Here is a 15,645-nt window from a genome sequence, read left to right as displayed (position 1 = left end):
TCCCGAAGGACAATTTACGGCACGTGAAGGCGGCATGGTAGCGTCGGGAGAGAAAACCGATATGAGCAGACAAGCCATGACCCAGGACAATTCCAAGCTCACGATTGCGGTATTTGCCGGGGACGGCATCGGCCCGGAGGTCACCGCACCTTGTGTTGAGATTTTGGGGGAACTCACCGGGGCGCTCGGCGGGCCTGCCCTGGAATTCGAGGCGTTGGACGCGGGTGCAGCGCATTATCAGGAGACCGGTGAGGCGCTGCCCCAGACCTCGCTCGACCGGGCGGCTGCGGCCGACGCGATCCTGCTGGGCGCCATGGGCGACCCGGATGTGCGCTACCCGGACGGCACCGAGATCGTGCCGCAGATCGACCTGCGCGATTACTTCGAGCTCTATGCCGGGGTGCGGCCGGTCATGACCCGGCCGGGAATGCCGGTGCCGCTGGCCGACCCGCGGGGGCAGGAACTGGATTTCGTGATCGTCCGGGAATCCACCGAGGGCCTGTTCGCCCATCGCGGCGAGGCCGAGGAAACGGACGACAGCTCCACCGACCGGCTGACCATCACGCGGGCTGCGTGCGAACGGTTGTTCGACTTTTCCTTCGAACTGGCGCGGACGCGCAAGACGCGCGGCGGGCCGGGCATCGTGACCTGCGTGGACAAGGCCAATGTGCTGCAGTCCTTCGGCTTCTTCCGGCGCCTGTTCGATGAACGCGCGGCGCGTCATCCGGACATCGAAACGCGGCATATCTATGCGGATGCAGCCGCGCTGGCCCTGGTCAAGCAGCCCTGGGCCTTCGACGTGATGGTGATGGAGAACTTGCTGGGAGACATCCTGTCGGATCTGGGGGCCGGGCTGATGGGCGGGCTGGGCATGGCCCCTTCGGCGGATATCGGCCCGGGACATGCGGTGTTCCAGCCTTGCCACGGCACGGCACCGGACATCGCCGGCAGCGGCAAGGCCAACCCCACGGCGATGTTCCTGTCGGGCGCGATGATGCTGGACTGGCTGGGCGAACGGCACGATGCCCCCGAACTGCGCGAGGGTGCGGAGATATTCCGAAGCGCCGTGGACACGGCCTTCCGCGACGGCGCGCTGCAGCCGACCGAACTGGGCGGGCGCGACGGGCTGGCGGCGATCACGGAGCGGGTGCGCGCGGAGATGCGCGCGGCGCTCGCGGCGCGTTGATCGGGCTAATTTTCTCTTGTGCGAGCGCTCTATCGCTCTCGCTGCAGCGATCGCCTGCACAGTTTGCCCAACATTTGGTCAGTCCCTCAGCATCGCCTGTTTTTCAGGCGTAGCAACGGCACCTGTGGAACTGCGCGTATCGGCGGTCATCTTTTGCCACCGCACAATTCCGTTCGTGAACATGTGCCGAGGCCGGGTGGCACGGCGATTGCTAGCCAGTATTAAGGAGCACAGTAAGTATTGGTCCCCAAGGGCCCGAACGGCAGTCTCCCTGCCAGAAAGCGACCGATGATCAAACCGACGACCATATTCTTCGATATCAATGAGACCCTGCTCGACCTCGAGCCCGTGAAGGCGTCGGTGAGCCAAGCGCTTGGGGGTCGGAGCGACCTTCTGCCCCTATGGTTCTCGACTCTCCTGCACTATTCCCTAGTCGATACCATGACCGACCACTACCGCGACTTCTTTCAGATCGGTGTCGCGGCACTTATCATGCTGGGTGAGAAACAGGGGCTCGATATCGATCGGGCAACCGCCGAGGCGGCTGTCATTGAGCCATTTCGAAAGTTGCCACCGCACGCCGACGTGCGACCGTCTCTGAAGACGTTGTCCGGTGCCGGTATCGAGCTTGTTTGCCTCGGCAACAATTCGGCGGACGGAATCACCGAGCTATTTACCCATGCGGGCATCATCGACTATTTCCGTCACCGTATCAGCACGGAAGAGGTAAGGGCGTTCAAGCCTGATCCGAGACCCTATGCACATGCGCTAAGGGTCGCCGGGGCCAGGCCTGCCGATGTCCTGATGGTTGCCGCCCATGCCTGGGACCTGATCGGGGCGAAGAAGGCCGGTCTCCAGACGGCGTTCATTCGCCGGCCGGGTTCGACGCTCTATCCGAATGTGAGCCGGCCCGACTATGTGGTCGACAACCTTGAAGAACTGACGAGCCTGCTCGTCAACTGACACCAACCGCAATTAATTCTGGTGAATCATGACGTTCAGTGACCACGGCAGGCGCAGCCTGCAATTCGGGCGTCTTCGGACCGGGAACCGTGCCAGGGACAGCCTAGGGCAGCTTCCGTTCACGATCCACGACATTCATGCGGCCTATGCCGCAGGGCGCGCGCCAGAAGAGGTTGTCACGGAAGTGTATCGGCGGATCGGGGCCGTCGACGATCCCGGAATATTCCTGCATCTGCGAGAGCAGGATGATGTTCACGCCGACGCCGGGGATCTTGGAGATTTTGATCCCGCGCGCAAGCCGCTTTGGGGAATTCCGTTTGCAATCAAGGACAATGTAAACGCGGCAGGCATGCCGACGACGGTGGCCTGCCCGGCTTTCGCCTATACCGCCGAGGATGATGCCTTTGTCCTGAAACTGCTGCGTACGGCTGGCGCGTTGCTTATCGGCAAGACCAACATGGACCAGTTTGCAACCGGTCTCGTGGGCGTCAGGACGCCGTATCCTGTACCGCGCAACGCGCTCGATCCCGAAATAGTCCCCGGTGGTTCCAGTTCCGGCTCGGCCGTTGCTGTTGCACAGGGGCTTGTCTGCTTTTCATTGGGCAGTGATGCGGCGGGATCAGGCCGCGTGCCGGCCGCGCTGAACAACATTGTCGGGTTGAAGCCGAGCAGCGGCATTCTTTCGTCTTCGGGAACAGTGCCGGCCGTGCGCTCACTCGACACATTGTCCGTGTTTGCATTGAGTGTTGAAGATGCCACCGCAGCGTTCCGAACCATGGCCGTTTATGACCCGCTGGATGCATTTTCTAGGAACTTGAAAGTGCAGGATCGGGAGACGCCCGCGCCGACTATTCGTATGGGTATACCAAGCCGTGAGAGCCGGGAGTTCTTTGATGATCAATATCAGGAGGTTGCGTTCGACGTTGCGCTGCGCGACTTGCGGGATCTGGGCGTCGAGTTGGTAGAGCTCGATTTTGCGCCCTTCTACGCGATCGCAAGGATGCTTTATGAGGGGGCGTGGCTGGCAGAACGCTATGCGCTTATCGAGTCGTTGCTCGCCAGCAACCCTGACGCCATCTATCCTGTTACGCGCCAGATAATATCCGCGGCCGCCTCCTATTCGGCGGTGGATGTCTTCCGGGACTTCTACAAGCTGTCTGAACTCAAGATGACTGTTCGCCCGCAGATGCAGGACGTCGATATGCTGTGTGTTCCAAGCATTCCGACATTCTATTCGTGCGCCGACCTCGCGGCGGACCCGATCGGACCCAACTCACGGCTTGGCACGTATACGAACTTCGTCAACCTGATGGATATGTGTGGTATTGCGGTGCCTGTGCGTCCGCGTGTCGACGGTCGGCCTAGTAGCGTCACGATTCTGGCGGGCTCCGGTGAAGACCACTGGGTTGCTTCCGTCGCGTCGGTCCTGCATCGGCATGTCTGCCCGACGCTCGGCGCGATGGAATGGGAATTGCCCCGGTCGGTCTAGTTGATGTTGGGCCTTCACCTGTCTGTGCTGCTCTCGTTTGATCACTTAACTGGCAAGCATGTCCAAACATTCGGCACGTGATCATCACGCTGCGACGGCACAGATACCAATATCAAATGTGTAAATTTTTGTCGGGAACGGACCGAATGAAATTGCATGTGGTTGCGCAATTAGAAAGCAATCTGCTGCCCTTTGCTGGCGAAATTGCTCTCCAATTATGCATCCACGAGTTCTCCGCTAATCACCAGCCTTGTGGCATGGCGCTTGCACTCTTTTAGTCCGAGGGACCCACATTGCAGAACTTCATCTGCAAGAGCGCGGATCCAAACATTAGGAGCTTTTCATGCATAGTGCTTTTGAATTCTCATCTCCCAAACGAGGACAGGACTCCAGACGGGTACGCACGGCACTCGGCGCCGTGGCGGTCGCTCTTGCTGTCGCATTTGGTGGAAACGTTGCAACCACAACACCGATATTGGCGTCAGAAAAGGTCACGATGGCCTACCTGCCCGTGACCCATGCACTGCCGCTTTTTGTGGCGCTGGAAGAGAAGATGTTCGAGGCCGAGGGCATCGAGCCTGAAGCTGTCAAGATGGAGAACCCCAATCTGATCATCGACTCATTCATTTCGGGGCGTTCGGATATCGGCCCGCTGGCGTCGGCGGCAGGCATTACCGTTATCGCCTCCACGCGGTTTCCGGGCACCATGAAAGTTTTTGGTTTGCAGGGTGGCAACCCTACCGGCGGTCAGGTCAACGAATCGCTCATCGTGCCGGCCGACAGCGCAATCGAATCTTTTGCGGACCTGAAGGGCAAGCGCATGGCGCATTTGCCGGGTATTCAATGGAAGACCATCAGCCGGTTTATCATTCAGAAGAACGGTCTTGACCCGGACAAGGATGTGACCTTGCAGGATCTGGCCGTGCCTAACTGGACACAGGCACTCCTGGGTGGAACCGTCGATGCCGTACTCGCGCTTGAGCCTGTCGCGTCCATGGCGGCGGCCAACGACAATATCAAGGTTGTTGTCGTCAATCCGACAGCGCTGTTTATTGCCGACCCGTTTTGGGCGGGTGCTTCGGTGATCACCACAAAGTTTATGAAAGAGCGACCCTCCGTGGCCAAGAAAACGATCGCCGTGATCGACAAGGCTACCCGCATGGTCGAAGACGACTTCAAGAAGTATGCTCCCCTGCTTGCCAAGTACACAGCTGTTCCGCAATCGGCCATTCCGGTTGTCGGACCCGTCTACTGGCGCACCAACACCCAAATCGAGGAGAAGGACATCGTCGCCTATCAGGCGTTCGCGGATATCTTCCATGACGCCGGTGTGATTAAGGCTCATCTGGATGTCCGGACCATCATGCTCCAGCCCGACGACCTGAAGTAGACCGTATCATTCGACCCTGACTAGGGGAGGCCGGAATGACCGCCTCCACTGGCCGGATCGTCTATCGCGTGCCGGTGTGATCGAGTTCTCAACCTGTTCGGGGCGTCAGGTCAGCTAAGGCACGAGGGATGTCCAGCCAGTGGTTTAAGGCGGTGCGGTTTCCAACCTTACGGACGGAGAAATTCTAGATGGAACGCTTTGTTCGGGGACTCTATCCCTGGCCATTCGATGGTTCACTTTCGGTGGTAAATACGGCTCTTGTTGTTATTGATATGCAAACAGATTTCTGCGCCGAAGGCGGTTGGCTAGATGGGACAGGCGTAGACCTTGCGCCATTACGAAAGCCAATTCCGAAACTGCAAATGGTCCTTGCGTCCGCACGTAAGGCCTCATATCCGATCATTTATACCCGTGAGGGTCACCGCCCGGACCTGACTGACCTCAACGCCAACAAACACTGGCGATCGGTTCAGAACGGTGCCGAAATCGGCGCTGAGGGACCGTTAGGGCGATACTTGGTGCGCGGTGAAGCCAACTGGGACATCATCCCGGAACTTGCACCAATGCCGTCTGAAACCATCGTCGACAAGCCGGGCAAGAGCGCTTTCTTCGCAACCGACTTCGAACAATTGTTGCGCAAGGCAAATATTCGCAACCTTATCTTGACCGGGGTTACGACAGACTGTTGTGTTCAGTCCACCTTGCGCGACGCCAATGACCGAGGATTTGAGTGCCTCCTTCTGGAGGATTGCTGTGCCGCCGTTCTTCAAACGGAACATGAGGCGCAGGTGGAAATATTTCGGCTGGTTGGCGGACACTACGGTTCCATCGCGACATCGGGGGATTTGATCGATGCCATCGGTTGACAAGGTCGCGGATTCAGTGCTGCCGCCGCTTGTCGCACAACCTTATGCCTTCCCGTTTGACGGCAACTGGAACCCGCAGAATACGGCGTTGATCGTCATCGATGTTCAAACGGACTTCTGTCTGCCGAGCGGATATGTCGATCAGATGGGCGTTGATGTTGGCTTGACGGGCGGTGTGATCGAGCCCATTCGCAGGTTGCTCGATGTCATTCGCCCGTTGGGATTTCATGTGTTGCACACCCGTGAGGGACACCGGTCCGACCTCTCCGATCTCAATGACAACAAGCGTTGGCGTTCCGCGCGTACGGGCGCGGAAATTGGCTCGCCCGGTCCATGCGGCCGTCTCCTGACGCGCGGACAACCCGGCTGGGAAATCGTCCCTGCACTGACCCCGTTGCCGCACGAACCGGTTATCGACAAGCCGGGCAAGGGTGCGTTCTACGCAACGGACTTGGAGCAAATACTCCGTCGCGCTGGCATCCGGAATTTGATCTTTGCCGGTGTGACAACCGATTGCTGTGTTCACACGACCATGCGTGACGCCAATGACCGGGGTTTTGAGTGCCTGCTGTTGGAAGATTGTTGCGCGGCGACGGAACAAGCCAACCACGATGCGATTATTCGTTCGACCATTCAGGGGTACGGACTGTTTGGAACTGTCGCGAATTCGCAAGACCTGCTGGATGCCCTTGAGGCTGCGAACCCGTCAAATGAAATATCGGGGTCCTGATCTTCAGATACGTGCTTGGGTTTGTAGCCTGATCCGAATGGAACCGGTTCGCGATCCTAAAGGGAAAAATGATGTCGAAAAGTAATGAAATCTGCTCCATGTCTGCGACTGAGCTGGCTGGACTGGTCCGTAGCAAGAAAATTTCACCCGTTGAAGTAGCCGAGGCCTCAATCGAGCGTATGGAATTGCTGGACCCCGTGCTCCACGCCTATTGCACACCCACGCCAGACCTCATGCGGGCGCAGGCAAAGGCGGTTGAGAAGAAGATCATGGACGGGGACGAAGTGGGGCCGACAGCCGGCGTGCCTGTGGGGATCAAGGACCTGGTTGTCATGAAGGACTACCCGACAGTTTCCGGGTCTGTCGCCTATCAGGACTACATCTCCGAAGACGACGATATTGTTGTCGAACGTCTGAAGGGTTCCGATAGCCTTATCCTGGGAAAAACCAATGTTCCGGAATTCGGATTCTCGGGCGTTGGTCACAATCCTGTTTTTGAAACCACGCGAAATCCGTGGAACACCGATCTAACGCCCGGAGGGTCTTCGGCGGGGTCGGTGGTTTCGACAATCACCGGAATGACACCCTATGCGATCGCCTCGGATGGAGGGGGTTCAATCCGGATTCCGGCATCGCTGAGTGGTGCCTACGGGTTGAAAGCGTCCATGGGGCGCGTGCCATTGTGGCCCGGCACGAAGGACGAGCGTTATCCCGGTGTGTCGTCCTGGGAAGACCTTGAACATATCGGGCCGGTGGCACGAACGGTCGAAGACGCGGCACTGATGATGTCCGTCATAGGTTCCGGGCCGGATTCACGCGACCGGATGTCACTGCCCGGCCCCGAGTTCGATTGGCTGGAATGTATCAAGGGGGATATCAAGGGCTGCAAGGTCGCGTTCAGCCCGGATTGGGGTTATGCCGCCGTCGATCCGCAGGTTCGCGAAGTGGTCGCGGCCGCCGTCAAGGTCTTCGAAACGGATCTGGGCTGCACCGTTGAAGTTGCCAACCCGGGCTGGGACGATCCGGGTGCCGATTTCTTTGCGGCCGTTATCGGCGGGAGTGATCTCAAGGGTCTTCGCGAGATGGTCGACAAGCACGGCCATGAAATGACCCCACATCTTGTGGAGCTCATCATGTACCCGTGGACTGCGGAAGATCTGACCAATGCACAAATGACCCGCAAGGCCGTTAACAGCAAGATGTGGCGGTTTATGGAGCTTTACGACTTCCTTCTGACTCCCACGCTGGCGGTTCCGGCTTTTCCGGTGCACATGCAGGGGCCTGAGAAAATTGATGGCAAAATCGGGAGCCCGTTCAGTTGGCTCGCGTTTACCTTCCCGTTGAATTTTACCGGTCAACCGGCGGCTTCCATTCCGGCCGGGTTCACCGATGACGGATTACCCGTTGGCTTGCAGATCATTGGCAAGCATCTCGATGATCCCATGGTTCTGCGAGCTTCGGCCTGTTTCGAGGCGGCCCAACCCTGGATTGACAGAATGCCACCGATCCTTGCAGAAATGATCCCGGGATAACGTTCCGACGAACAGCATGGTCGGACGTTGTGCCCGAAGCGCAAAATGAGAGGGCGGGGGCCGCGCATGAGGGAGTTGGCGCTGCGCGGCGAAGCACGATCCTTCGATACGGTGCTTCTCACCTCTTCGGGATTAGGATTGGATTTGTTCCTGCCGACCTCAGGATGAGGACCGGTTTTGTCGCTGCCGACGCCGATTCCATTCCGCGATCGAGAGGTTGGAAAGTGGGATGGACCGGTCCGCAATCTCCGGCATATAGGCACCCGATGTGCCATGCTGCGTCCGGCGCAGGGTTTCGATCCGCCCCTCCTGCACAGCGAAGGCTTCGGTGGAGAGCGCCATGGGTTTCTGGTCGCGGGATTTCTGAAGCTCGCGCGCATCGGAACAGAAAGTCACGATCACGCCAGCCGATGAGCTTCGTGCGCTCGGGCGCGGCTTGGAGCGCGAGGTTGATGATCTGAAACGCCTCCGAGTCGCGCCAGGAGGCCAGGAAGTAGCGGATAGTCATCACGACGATGGCCGACCATGGCAGCTGGTTGAGGCAATCGACGAGGCTGTCGAACCATGTCCGCCTGGTGATTCCGCGTGTCGCGCGCGCGTCGGTTGCTCGCGACGGCGCGCTGCAGCCGACCGAACTGGGCGGGCGCGACGGGCTGGCGGCGATCACGGAGCAGGTGCGCGCGGAAATGCGCGCGGCGCTCGCCGCACGCGAAACCCGCTAGGCGTCGAGCAGGACGTTGAGCAACGCCGGGCGACCCTCTGCGACCGCCGCGAAGGCTTGCTCCAGGACGCCGGGCAGCTCGGCCGGGGTCTCGACTTTGGCGCCGAACGCGTCGAAGGGTCTGGCGAGTTCCGCATAGTCGAATTCGGTGATCGGGTGGCCCATCCACAGATCGTTCCGCGCCGCGACGCCGTCGGGATAGTAGCTCTCCTGATCCTTCCGCATGGCGTTGTAGCCGTGATTGTTGAACACGATGGTCAGGGTCGCGAGCTGGTGCTCGCGCGCGAAGGCGAGCGCCTGGACGGCCGGGTTGTAGAGGAAGGTGCCGTCGCCCAGCGTGTTGACCACGGCGCGCTCGGGCGCGGCCAGCTTGGCGCCGAGCGCTACGCCCATCGACTGGCCGAGCCCGCCATTAACGCGGAAATAGCTGTGCGGCGCCCCGCTGCGCAGATGGCGCAGGATCGCCGGGCGGTGGGTGATGCATTCGTCGACAACAATCACGTCGTCGGGTGCGGCCTGCGCGATCGAGGCGGCGAGCAACGCCGGCGAGATGGTGTCGCGCTTCGCGGCGTCGGCTTCCGCCGCCTTTAACTCCGTGCGTCGGGCTTCCGATGCGCTGGTCCAGGTCGCGCGTCGCGCCTCGACCGCGTCGGTGTCCGGCCCGGCGGCGCGAATGGCCGCGGCGAGAAGCTCCAGGTTGGCGGTGATCGTGCCCTCGATGAAGCGCTCGGCCTCGCTTGGCTGATAGACCATGTGATCGCGGAACGGGGTGTCGTCGATGGCGACGATGCGCGCCTTCTTGGGCTTGTTGGCCAGCGGGTACCAGGGCTGGCGGCAGCCGATGGTGAGGATCAGGTCCGCCTCGTCGATGAGCGGCGGGCGGCCGGGGCCCTGATACAGGGCATGGTCGGTGGGGAAATTTGCGTAGAGCGCAAACAGCCCCTCGACCACGGGGATCGCGAGCAGTTCGGCGAGTTCGCGCAATGCCGCATGACCGGCCGGGTCGCGCCCGGCCTCTTCGGTGATGACCGCGGGGTTCTTCGCGGCGAGCAGCATCCGGGCGACCGCGTCGATATCGTCGGCGGTGGCGGTGAGAACGGGTGCCGGCGGCGGGTCGCGCAGCTCGTCGGGCGGGGTCCAGGGCTGGGTCATGACCTCGATGGGCACCGACAGATAGACCGGCGCGCGCGGGGTGCGCTGGGCGAGCTCGCCGGCGCTGACGATCTGCTGGTGCATGGCGGATACGCTGCCGGCCTGCTGAGACCATTTGACCAGCGGTTCGAGCAGCCGCGGGTTGCTGCCGACCTGGTTCAACAGCGCCTGCCACTGGAAGCCCGGATTGAACTCGGGGTCCTCGCCGAAGCTGAGAGACTCGCCCGACAGGACGACCATGGGAATGGCGCCGCGCAGCGCCCCCTCGACCCCGAGCGCGCCCTGGAGCAGCCCGACACCGGCGTGGAGCATAACGGCCTGCATGCGGCCGGTGATCGAGGTGTAGCCAACCGCCAGATTGACGGCGAGGGTTTCATGGGCGCAGGTGAGATAGGTGGGGCCGGGCTCGTTGGAGAGCTTCTGCTGGGCCATTGCCTCCCAGACGGGGCCCCATTCGGAGCCGGGGGAAGACATCACATAGTCGATTCCGAGCGCGCGGAAGGCCTGGAGGACGGCATCGCCGCCGTCGGGTGAATTTCTCATCGCATTTGCTTCCCTGATCAGATCGGCGGCCGGGTTGGTTCCCCGGCACCTGTTGCCCGTATCGTGGTGCAACGGGCGGGGACAGGCAAGCATCCCCGGCCGTCGAAGACAGACCTAGGGGTGCATGCCCTTATTGTTCTGCCGGAGCGAAAATCTCCGCGTAGATTGTCTCTATTTTTTGTGTCTCGTCAGGAGTTAACTCGCTGAATTCCTTATCGCGGGCGCGATTGGAAAGACGACCTTCATTTTGATGCAGGAAGCGGAAGAGCAGATCAATCAAGCGTTCGGGCATGTCGATTAGCGCTTCCACCCTTGTTCTGAATTCATCGTAGCGACGCAAGAATTCTGTTTCGTTGGGCAGGTCTTCTTCGATGGTTTTCCGGACACAGGCATACAGAAACTCGGCATGCGGAGTGGCGTCAAAAAAACGGTAAAAATCTCCGGTGTCGTTGAGAACGCGGACATTGAATTGCTCAGTGGCCTCCCACTCAATAAACGGGAGTAAGCGCTCTGAATAGCTTTCGAGAACCCTTCGATAGGTGTCGATCTGCTCTAAAATGGCAGCAGATACAGGGAAGACGACGCCGGGCGGATTAAAGCCCCGTTCTGACAAAACATGGTGGATTAAGTAGCGGTGGATGCGGCCATTACCGTCATCAAACGGATGGATGTAGATAAACCCAAAAGCCAGGATGGCGGCGGCCATGACCGGATCAAGCGTGCGCGCCGCGCCATGCCCAAAATCTATCAAGCCGGTGAGAAGGTCTGGCAGATCTTCATGTCGGGCACTCACATGATCGGGGAGGGGCAGACGGCTATCGCGGTCATGTTCGCCGACAAATCCGCCCTCCTGCCGAAACCCAAGTTTTACAAAGCGGGCATCTCCGATGACTATTTTTTGCAAACGGAGTAATTCTTCACGATCAAGTGGCTGACGGCCCGCTTCGGCAATCGCTCTTCCCCAGCGTTGAATACGATCTTGCGGGGCCGCTTCGCCTTCGATGGCGTAGCTCGATCTGGAGTCTTTCAGGAGCAAGAACGCAGCCGTTCGGGCGAGGAGATCACGAGGTACATCTGCAACGATATCCCTGGCGCGCTTTGGCAGATCAAGCCCTGTGAATTGTTCGAGCCGGTCTGTCCTGGCGACCAAAGGGCAAAACTCGGGGCTGCCCGGCAAGTTGTTCCGGACCCTGTAACGGGCTGCGTTTTCACCTTCGGATGCATATTGTAGCGTCGGATCGACAACGGGGACGTAACGCCCGGCGGATGCGTCAGGCAGGTCGAGTGTCTGACCAGTAAGCCACTCATAGAGGAACCAGATACGACGCGCATACGCACCTGTCGGCTTTTCGCGAATGAGCGCTTCTATCTTGTCTGGCCCGGTTGCGAAGAAGAGGCGTTTTAGAACGGCAAGGTCGAGTCCCTCATATTTGAGGGCAAAGGTGAGATGTCCTTCAAGTGTGGGGTGTGGGGCGTGGCGCGGCGTCAGAATGCGCCAGCTATTTTCTTCTGTGACACGGTGGTGCTCACCCGTGGCTGAGAGAATCCTGGGCAATGGCACCGCAAGACGATAAGCGTCGATTAAGGCGCTATAGCCAGCAGGGGTCGCTGTCTCAGGAATGCGTCTTTCCTGAAGAACGGTAACGGGCCCTGAAAATTGAGTCTGCGCCTCTTCTGGCATGAAAACTGTATCTCTATCCTGAATTTTGAGTTCATTTTAGTTTCGTTATGAATTTTGATACTAACACATGAAAAATGATTCCAAAATAGATAATTCTATGACAAATGATACTTAGAGTGTCCGGCGCTGCCAGGTCGGGTTCTCGTGAACCGGGGCCCATTAGCGCGTCTTCGCATTTATCTCTGCAAGAGACTGCTGGATTGCCGCCGACCGCTCATAGAGTTCGACAAGGTGTGTGCTGATTTGGCCCAAATGATACAACGAGCGTGACGCCCTTGGTGTCGATGACATGGCCCGCACCGATAAAGCCCTCAAGGGCATCGGTGGCAAGCGCCTCACCTATCGACGGCCTGACGAAGCCCAAGACGGTCAAACAGCACCTTAGGGCGTTCCTGAGGTGGCGAGAACGAACCAAGAACTGATTCGCGCGCTGTGGTATAATAGAGAAGCCGCCCCAAGATTTGGACATCTGGCGGGGCGGCTTCTTAGCAACCAATCGAAAGTAGAAATCAATGCAGACAACTACCCTGACCGGAATTACCGGAAAAACGTACACGTTCGAAATTTGTTTGGCAAACGGCCAATGGAGGCATGTCGCGGGCATCTACGCCTTTGTGACGCCGGAAGGCATCCCAAAATACATCGGGCAAACAAACAGCTTTGCGTCTCGCAAACCGGGGCCATCTCACGATAAGTGGGCCGAATCGCAACGATATGGAGCGACCGTCATTCTGGCGATGCACCTTCCGGGCAGCGAGGCTGTTCGCCGCACTGCGGAGAAGGATATGATTGAGTTCTATAATCCTCCAGCCAATGAACAGTTGCGCACCTCAACATCGGGGTTGACGGGGTCAACGGGGCTATTTGGCCTCGGGCTTCAAGGGCGCGGCAAAGGTCTATTAGGCGGTTAGTTATCGCCGCCTCTACGCGAGGCTCTAGCAGACGCCATATGAGGCCAATCACGAGTCTTTGGGGGCGGGCGGCTTATCGGGTCGCCCGCCTTCCTTGTGCGGCTTCGGCGGCGTGTTCAGCATCCGCCTTAACACTTCATCCTCGCGCTGACTCTGTTCGTCAGCGGGGAGTGATTTACTCTCCGGCTTCTGCTTCGGCATTCTCAACCACCAACAAAGGCAACTCCGGCACGTTGCTCTGCATCTCGCGAGCCATCGCCATGATCGCGGTGGTGCCATTATTGAACATCTCGACGGCCTTGCTCTCTGTGTACGTTTCGCGCGGATGCATCACAGGATTTCGATCCAAATCACGCATCTGGTCAAGGTTCCGAACCGTCTTCCTCTCAGGGCGGATCGGTGCGTCGCTTTCCGCCCACTCGGTCAACTGCGTGATGTAGTCGTGCCAGCTTTTGCAGGGCCTGGCATCAGGGCCAGCAAAGGTCCGGTAGTAGTCTTCCAGCACCAACTCAGTGGCGCGCAGCACGTGAAAACCCGCAGCAGTGGCCAATCCGTACGCTATGGCCTTGCCCGCGAGATTCAGTTCTCGTTTGGCATCCTCACTAACCATTGATCTAAGATCAACAGGGATGTGGTCCTCGGCAGTGTCAACCAATGACGACGTATTGAAGATTCCCACGTCGGCGACTTGGTACGTCGGAGAACCGCGCAATTCCGCTGCCAGATTATGCTCAAACCGGTCGATTAGACTGTGAAACCCCCAAAAATGATGGGACGGCACCTGGTCGTCCCAATTCTTTTCGCCGTCCCATTCATCGGTCCCCGGCCTGAGGTAGTTTTCTCTATGAAACGCCTCCAGCTTTCCGAGGAGCTCCGTTGCATCGTGCCTGCAATGCATAACCGAAACGGGCTTGCCCTCTAAAAGATCTCTGAGATGGGTCATCGCCGTCATGAGCGGCGCTATCGCATCTTCTAGAGACACCCCCTCTCTTAACGAGCGCAGGCGGAAGAACGCCTTGCCCATCTCAATAAATTCATACTGATTTACGCGGTACATCTTCCGTTCCTCATCACACCCCCCACGGGTAGTTGAGAAAAGACATACCACTTCTGCCGAATCGCGACGATCCGCGAGATGTTCTGAATCTGCGTGTGTCATCTATATAATCGCCCAGATAATGCGAAAAACGCAAGTTTTTGCAAGCCCGAGATGCCGGTCCCCGGAGTGTCCCTATCCCCGCCCGGCCCAGATAATCAGGTGCAGGCTCTCGACCTGATCGCGGGGAAATTCAAGCTGTATCGCCGGATTGAACTGCTTCAGATACAGGGTCTCGGCGGTCCGCCGGAGAAACTGTTTGACCAGGGCGCGGGGCGGCTCACCCTCGGCGTCGGGCCGGAGCTGGACGACGACGAAGGTGTCGTCGCCGTTCACGACCGCGCGGCCGGGATGGACATGCAGGGTCTCGCCGGGGAAGTAGCGGGGCACCATGGAGGTGTCGGACACATAGACGGCATAGGCGCTGGCCACACCACGCAGGGATGGCGGCCGCTCCACATAGTCCTGGATTTCGCCGTTCATCAGGAACATGCCGTCTGATTCTCCGCCGGATTTCCCGACGGATCCGCCGACCGCAGTGCCCATCACCGGTAGGTCCCGAGAGCCGAACCCGGCCGGGCGAACGGGTGCGGCCGTGCGTATGCCCGCCGATGCGGCAGATTCCGGTGTGAGGCCGGATGGAATCCCGGACTCCAGATAAGCCGCGACGACGGGCAGTTCGGCGGCGCGCAGCTGACGGGTGCCGGCAAGCAGCCGGCTGATTGCCGACGGATCGACACCGAGGGCGGCGGCGAGACCGCGCTGGGTCTTGCCGGGCTTGGTCAGCCCGTCGCGTATCCAATCGAGTTCCATGGCTGCGAACATGTTGCGATTTCAGGAAGTTGCGAAATTATCATGTTTTAAGTTGCATGCGCAATGTGAAAAACACAACATTCCGATCGCGTTGAGTTGTCCACCGTGATCGGAAATTTCGCATGCATCGGGCGGCAAAATGCGTAAAGTGTTCACGATTCGTTCTCATCTGCGTTTGCAGTTTAACAAGGGGAGACAAGCCATGTCGAAATTTCGCCGCAACCGGCCGGACCTGCAATGGCCGCCGCGATCCGATGAGGAAATGCTGGCCTGGCAACGGGCCGTGGGGACCGATCTGGAGATCGCCCGGCTGCTCGGCCTGAGCCGCGCCAGCATCTATGGGCAGCGCATGAAGTTCGGGGTGGCGGCATTGCCGCGCAAGAAACGCGCGCGGGTGCGCGAACAACGTGCCGGCAGCCGGATCACCAAGACGGCGATGCGCCGGCTCTATGCCGGTCGCGAGTATGAGGATTGGGGCCACGAGCCGGCTGCACGGACCGTGCGGGCCCGGGGGCAGGTGCAGCCGTGGATGCTGGAGCCGGTCCCGCTGTATCAGGCGGCGGAGTAACCGG

The 15,645-nt window shown here is 59.4% G+C and carries 15 protein-coding genes and 1 pseudogene; 11 read left to right on the top strand and 5 right to left on the bottom strand.

Features of this window, described 5'->3' with window-relative positions; translation table 11 throughout:
• Nucleotides 1-61 precede the first annotated feature (61 nt).
• The 7 genes from ABJ363_12375 (at nucleotide 62) to ABJ363_12345 (ending at nucleotide 8,156) form a co-directional block, all read left to right on the top strand.
• Nucleotides 62-1,186 carry an isocitrate/isopropylmalate family dehydrogenase gene (locus ABJ363_12375; protein MEP4379790.1) on the top strand — a complete coding sequence of 375 codons (1,125 nt, stop codon included), beginning with the start codon at nucleotides 62-64 and terminating at the stop codon, nucleotides 1,184-1,186.
• Between the two features lie 288 nt (nucleotides 1,187-1,474).
• Entirely contained in the window at nucleotides 1,475-2,149 is a 675-nt protein-coding gene (locus tag ABJ363_12370; protein ID MEP4379789.1) for a haloacid dehalogenase type II, read from the top strand.
• Between the two features lie 28 nt (nucleotides 2,150-2,177).
• Nucleotides 2,178-3,638 carry an allophanate hydrolase gene (gene atzF, locus ABJ363_12365; protein MEP4379788.1) on the top strand — a complete coding sequence of 487 codons (1,461 nt, stop codon included), beginning with the start codon at nucleotides 2,178-2,180 and terminating at the stop codon, nucleotides 3,636-3,638.
• A 343-nt stretch (nucleotides 3,639-3,981) separates the two neighbouring features.
• Nucleotides 3,982-5,028, top strand: coding sequence for an ABC transporter substrate-binding protein (locus tag ABJ363_12360; GenBank protein MEP4379787.1), 1,047 nt, complete (start codon nucleotides 3,982-3,984; stop codon nucleotides 5,026-5,028).
• A gap of 188 nt (nucleotides 5,029-5,216) precedes the next feature.
• Entirely contained in the window at nucleotides 5,217-5,894 is a 678-nt protein-coding gene (locus tag ABJ363_12355) for an isochorismatase family cysteine hydrolase (protein ID MEP4379786.1), read from the top strand.
• The gene (locus tag ABJ363_12350; protein MEP4379785.1) at nucleotides 5,881-6,624 is read left to right on the top strand and encodes an isochorismatase family cysteine hydrolase; all 744 of its coding nucleotides are present in this window, start codon (nucleotides 5,881-5,883) and stop codon (nucleotides 6,622-6,624) included. Before ABJ363_12355 ends, ABJ363_12350 begins: the two co-directional genes overlap by 14 nt.
• A 98-nt stretch (nucleotides 6,625-6,722) precedes the next feature.
• Nucleotides 6,723-8,156: an amidase family protein gene (locus ABJ363_12345; GenBank protein ID MEP4379784.1), complete on the top strand. Its 1,434-nt coding sequence runs from the start codon at nucleotides 6,723-6,725 to the stop codon at nucleotides 8,154-8,156.
• Between the two features lie 159 nt (nucleotides 8,157-8,315).
• Here ABJ363_12345 and ABJ363_12340 read toward each other — a convergent pair whose 3' ends face one another.
• Complete coding sequence (locus ABJ363_12340; protein MEP4379783.1) at nucleotides 8,316-8,558, bottom strand: hypothetical protein; 243 nt, start codon at nucleotides 8,556-8,558, stop codon at nucleotides 8,316-8,318.
• Nucleotides 8,559-8,671: 113 nt separating this feature from the next.
• On the opposite strand from ABJ363_12340, the gene ABJ363_12335 reads away from it, so the two are divergent.
• Nucleotides 8,672-8,878, top strand: coding sequence for a hypothetical protein (locus ABJ363_12335; GenBank protein ID MEP4379782.1), 207 nt, complete (start codon nucleotides 8,672-8,674; stop codon nucleotides 8,876-8,878).
• On the opposite strand, the gene ABJ363_12330 is transcribed toward ABJ363_12335, so the two are convergent.
• Together ABJ363_12330 and ABJ363_12325 are read right to left on the bottom strand one after the other, a co-directional pair.
• On the bottom strand, nucleotides 8,875-10,572 hold the full coding sequence (locus ABJ363_12330) for a thiamine pyrophosphate-dependent enzyme (protein ID MEP4379781.1): 1,698 nt from the start codon (nucleotides 10,570-10,572) through the stop codon (nucleotides 8,875-8,877). The genes ABJ363_12335 and ABJ363_12330 overlap by 4 nt on opposite strands.
• 130 nt (nucleotides 10,573-10,702) lie before the next feature.
• On the bottom strand, nucleotides 10,703-12,253 hold the full coding sequence (locus ABJ363_12325; GenBank protein MEP4379780.1) for a Fic family protein: 1,551 nt from the start codon (nucleotides 12,251-12,253) through the stop codon (nucleotides 10,703-10,705).
• A 256-nt stretch (nucleotides 12,254-12,509) separates the two neighbouring features.
• Between ABJ363_12325 and ABJ363_12320 the strand changes: the two are divergent.
• Together ABJ363_12320 and ABJ363_12315 are read left to right on the top strand one after the other, a co-directional pair.
• A pseudogene (locus ABJ363_12320) lies at nucleotides 12,510-12,638 on the top strand (IS1595 family transposase).
• A gap of 127 nt (nucleotides 12,639-12,765) precedes the next feature.
• Nucleotides 12,766-13,164 (top strand): hypothetical protein, encoded by a 399-nt coding sequence (locus ABJ363_12315; protein ID MEP4379779.1) that lies wholly within the window; start codon nucleotides 12,766-12,768, stop codon nucleotides 13,162-13,164.
• A gap of 175 nt (nucleotides 13,165-13,339) precedes the next feature.
• On the opposite strand, the gene ABJ363_12310 is transcribed toward ABJ363_12315, so the two are convergent.
• Nucleotides 13,340-14,221 carry a hypothetical protein gene (locus ABJ363_12310; protein ID MEP4379778.1) on the bottom strand — a complete coding sequence of 294 codons (882 nt, stop codon included), beginning with the start codon at nucleotides 14,219-14,221 and terminating at the stop codon, nucleotides 13,340-13,342.
• 174 nt (nucleotides 14,222-14,395) lie between these two features.
• Entirely contained in the window at nucleotides 14,396-15,085 is a 690-nt protein-coding gene (locus ABJ363_12305) for a S24 family peptidase (protein MEP4379777.1), read from the bottom strand.
• Between the two features lie 190 nt (nucleotides 15,086-15,275).
• Here ABJ363_12305 and ABJ363_12300 point away from each other — a divergent pair, with 190 nt between their 5' ends.
• On the top strand, nucleotides 15,276-15,641 hold the full coding sequence (locus tag ABJ363_12300; GenBank protein MEP4379776.1) for a hypothetical protein: 366 nt from the start codon (nucleotides 15,276-15,278) through the stop codon (nucleotides 15,639-15,641).
• The last annotated feature ends 4 nt before the right edge of the window (nucleotides 15,642-15,645 follow it).

This window comes from Alphaproteobacteria bacterium (genome assembly GCA_039980135.1).
GTDB lineage: Bacteria > Pseudomonadota > Alphaproteobacteria > UBA6615 > UBA6615 > UBA8079.
This window is presented reverse-complemented; position numbering and strand designations above follow the sequence as displayed.

What these genes read in the sequence shown, in the direction of transcription:
- ABJ363_12375 (MEP4379790.1), top strand. Translation starts at nt 62, where the DNA reads ATGAGCAGACAAGCCATGACCCAGGACAATTCCAAGCTCACGATTGCG.
- ABJ363_12370 (MEP4379789.1), top strand. Translation starts at nt 1,475, where the DNA reads ATGATCAAACCGACGACCATATTCTTCGATATCAATGAGACCCTGCTC.
- atzF (MEP4379788.1), top strand. Translation starts at nt 2,178, where the DNA reads ATGACGTTCAGTGACCACGGCAGGCGCAGCCTGCAATTCGGGCGTCTT.
- ABJ363_12360 (MEP4379787.1), top strand. Translation starts at nt 3,982, where the DNA reads ATGCATAGTGCTTTTGAATTCTCATCTCCCAAACGAGGACAGGACTCC.
- ABJ363_12355 (MEP4379786.1), top strand. Translation starts at nt 5,217, where the DNA reads ATGGAACGCTTTGTTCGGGGACTCTATCCCTGGCCATTCGATGGTTCA.
- ABJ363_12350 (MEP4379785.1), top strand. Translation starts at nt 5,881, where the DNA reads ATGCCATCGGTTGACAAGGTCGCGGATTCAGTGCTGCCGCCGCTTGTC.
- ABJ363_12345 (MEP4379784.1), top strand. Translation starts at nt 6,723, where the DNA reads ATGTCTGCGACTGAGCTGGCTGGACTGGTCCGTAGCAAGAAAATTTCA.
- ABJ363_12335 (MEP4379782.1), top strand. Translation starts at nt 8,672, where the DNA reads ATGGCCGACCATGGCAGCTGGTTGAGGCAATCGACGAGGCTGTCGAAC.
- ABJ363_12330 (MEP4379781.1), bottom strand. Translation starts at nt 10,572, where the DNA reads ATGAGAAATTCACCCGACGGCGGCGATGCCGTCCTCCAGGCCTTCCGC.
- ABJ363_12325 (MEP4379780.1), bottom strand. Translation starts at nt 12,253, where the DNA reads ATGCCAGAAGAGGCGCAGACTCAATTTTCAGGGCCCGTTACCGTTCTT.
- ABJ363_12315 (MEP4379779.1), top strand. Translation starts at nt 12,766, where the DNA reads ATGCAGACAACTACCCTGACCGGAATTACCGGAAAAACGTACACGTTC.
- ABJ363_12310 (MEP4379778.1), bottom strand. Translation starts at nt 14,221, where the DNA reads ATGTACCGCGTAAATCAGTATGAATTTATTGAGATGGGCAAGGCGTTC.
- ABJ363_12305 (MEP4379777.1), bottom strand. Translation starts at nt 15,085, where the DNA reads ATGTTCGCAGCCATGGAACTCGATTGGATACGCGACGGGCTGACCAAG.
- ABJ363_12300 (MEP4379776.1), top strand. Translation starts at nt 15,276, where the DNA reads ATGTCGAAATTTCGCCGCAACCGGCCGGACCTGCAATGGCCGCCGCGA.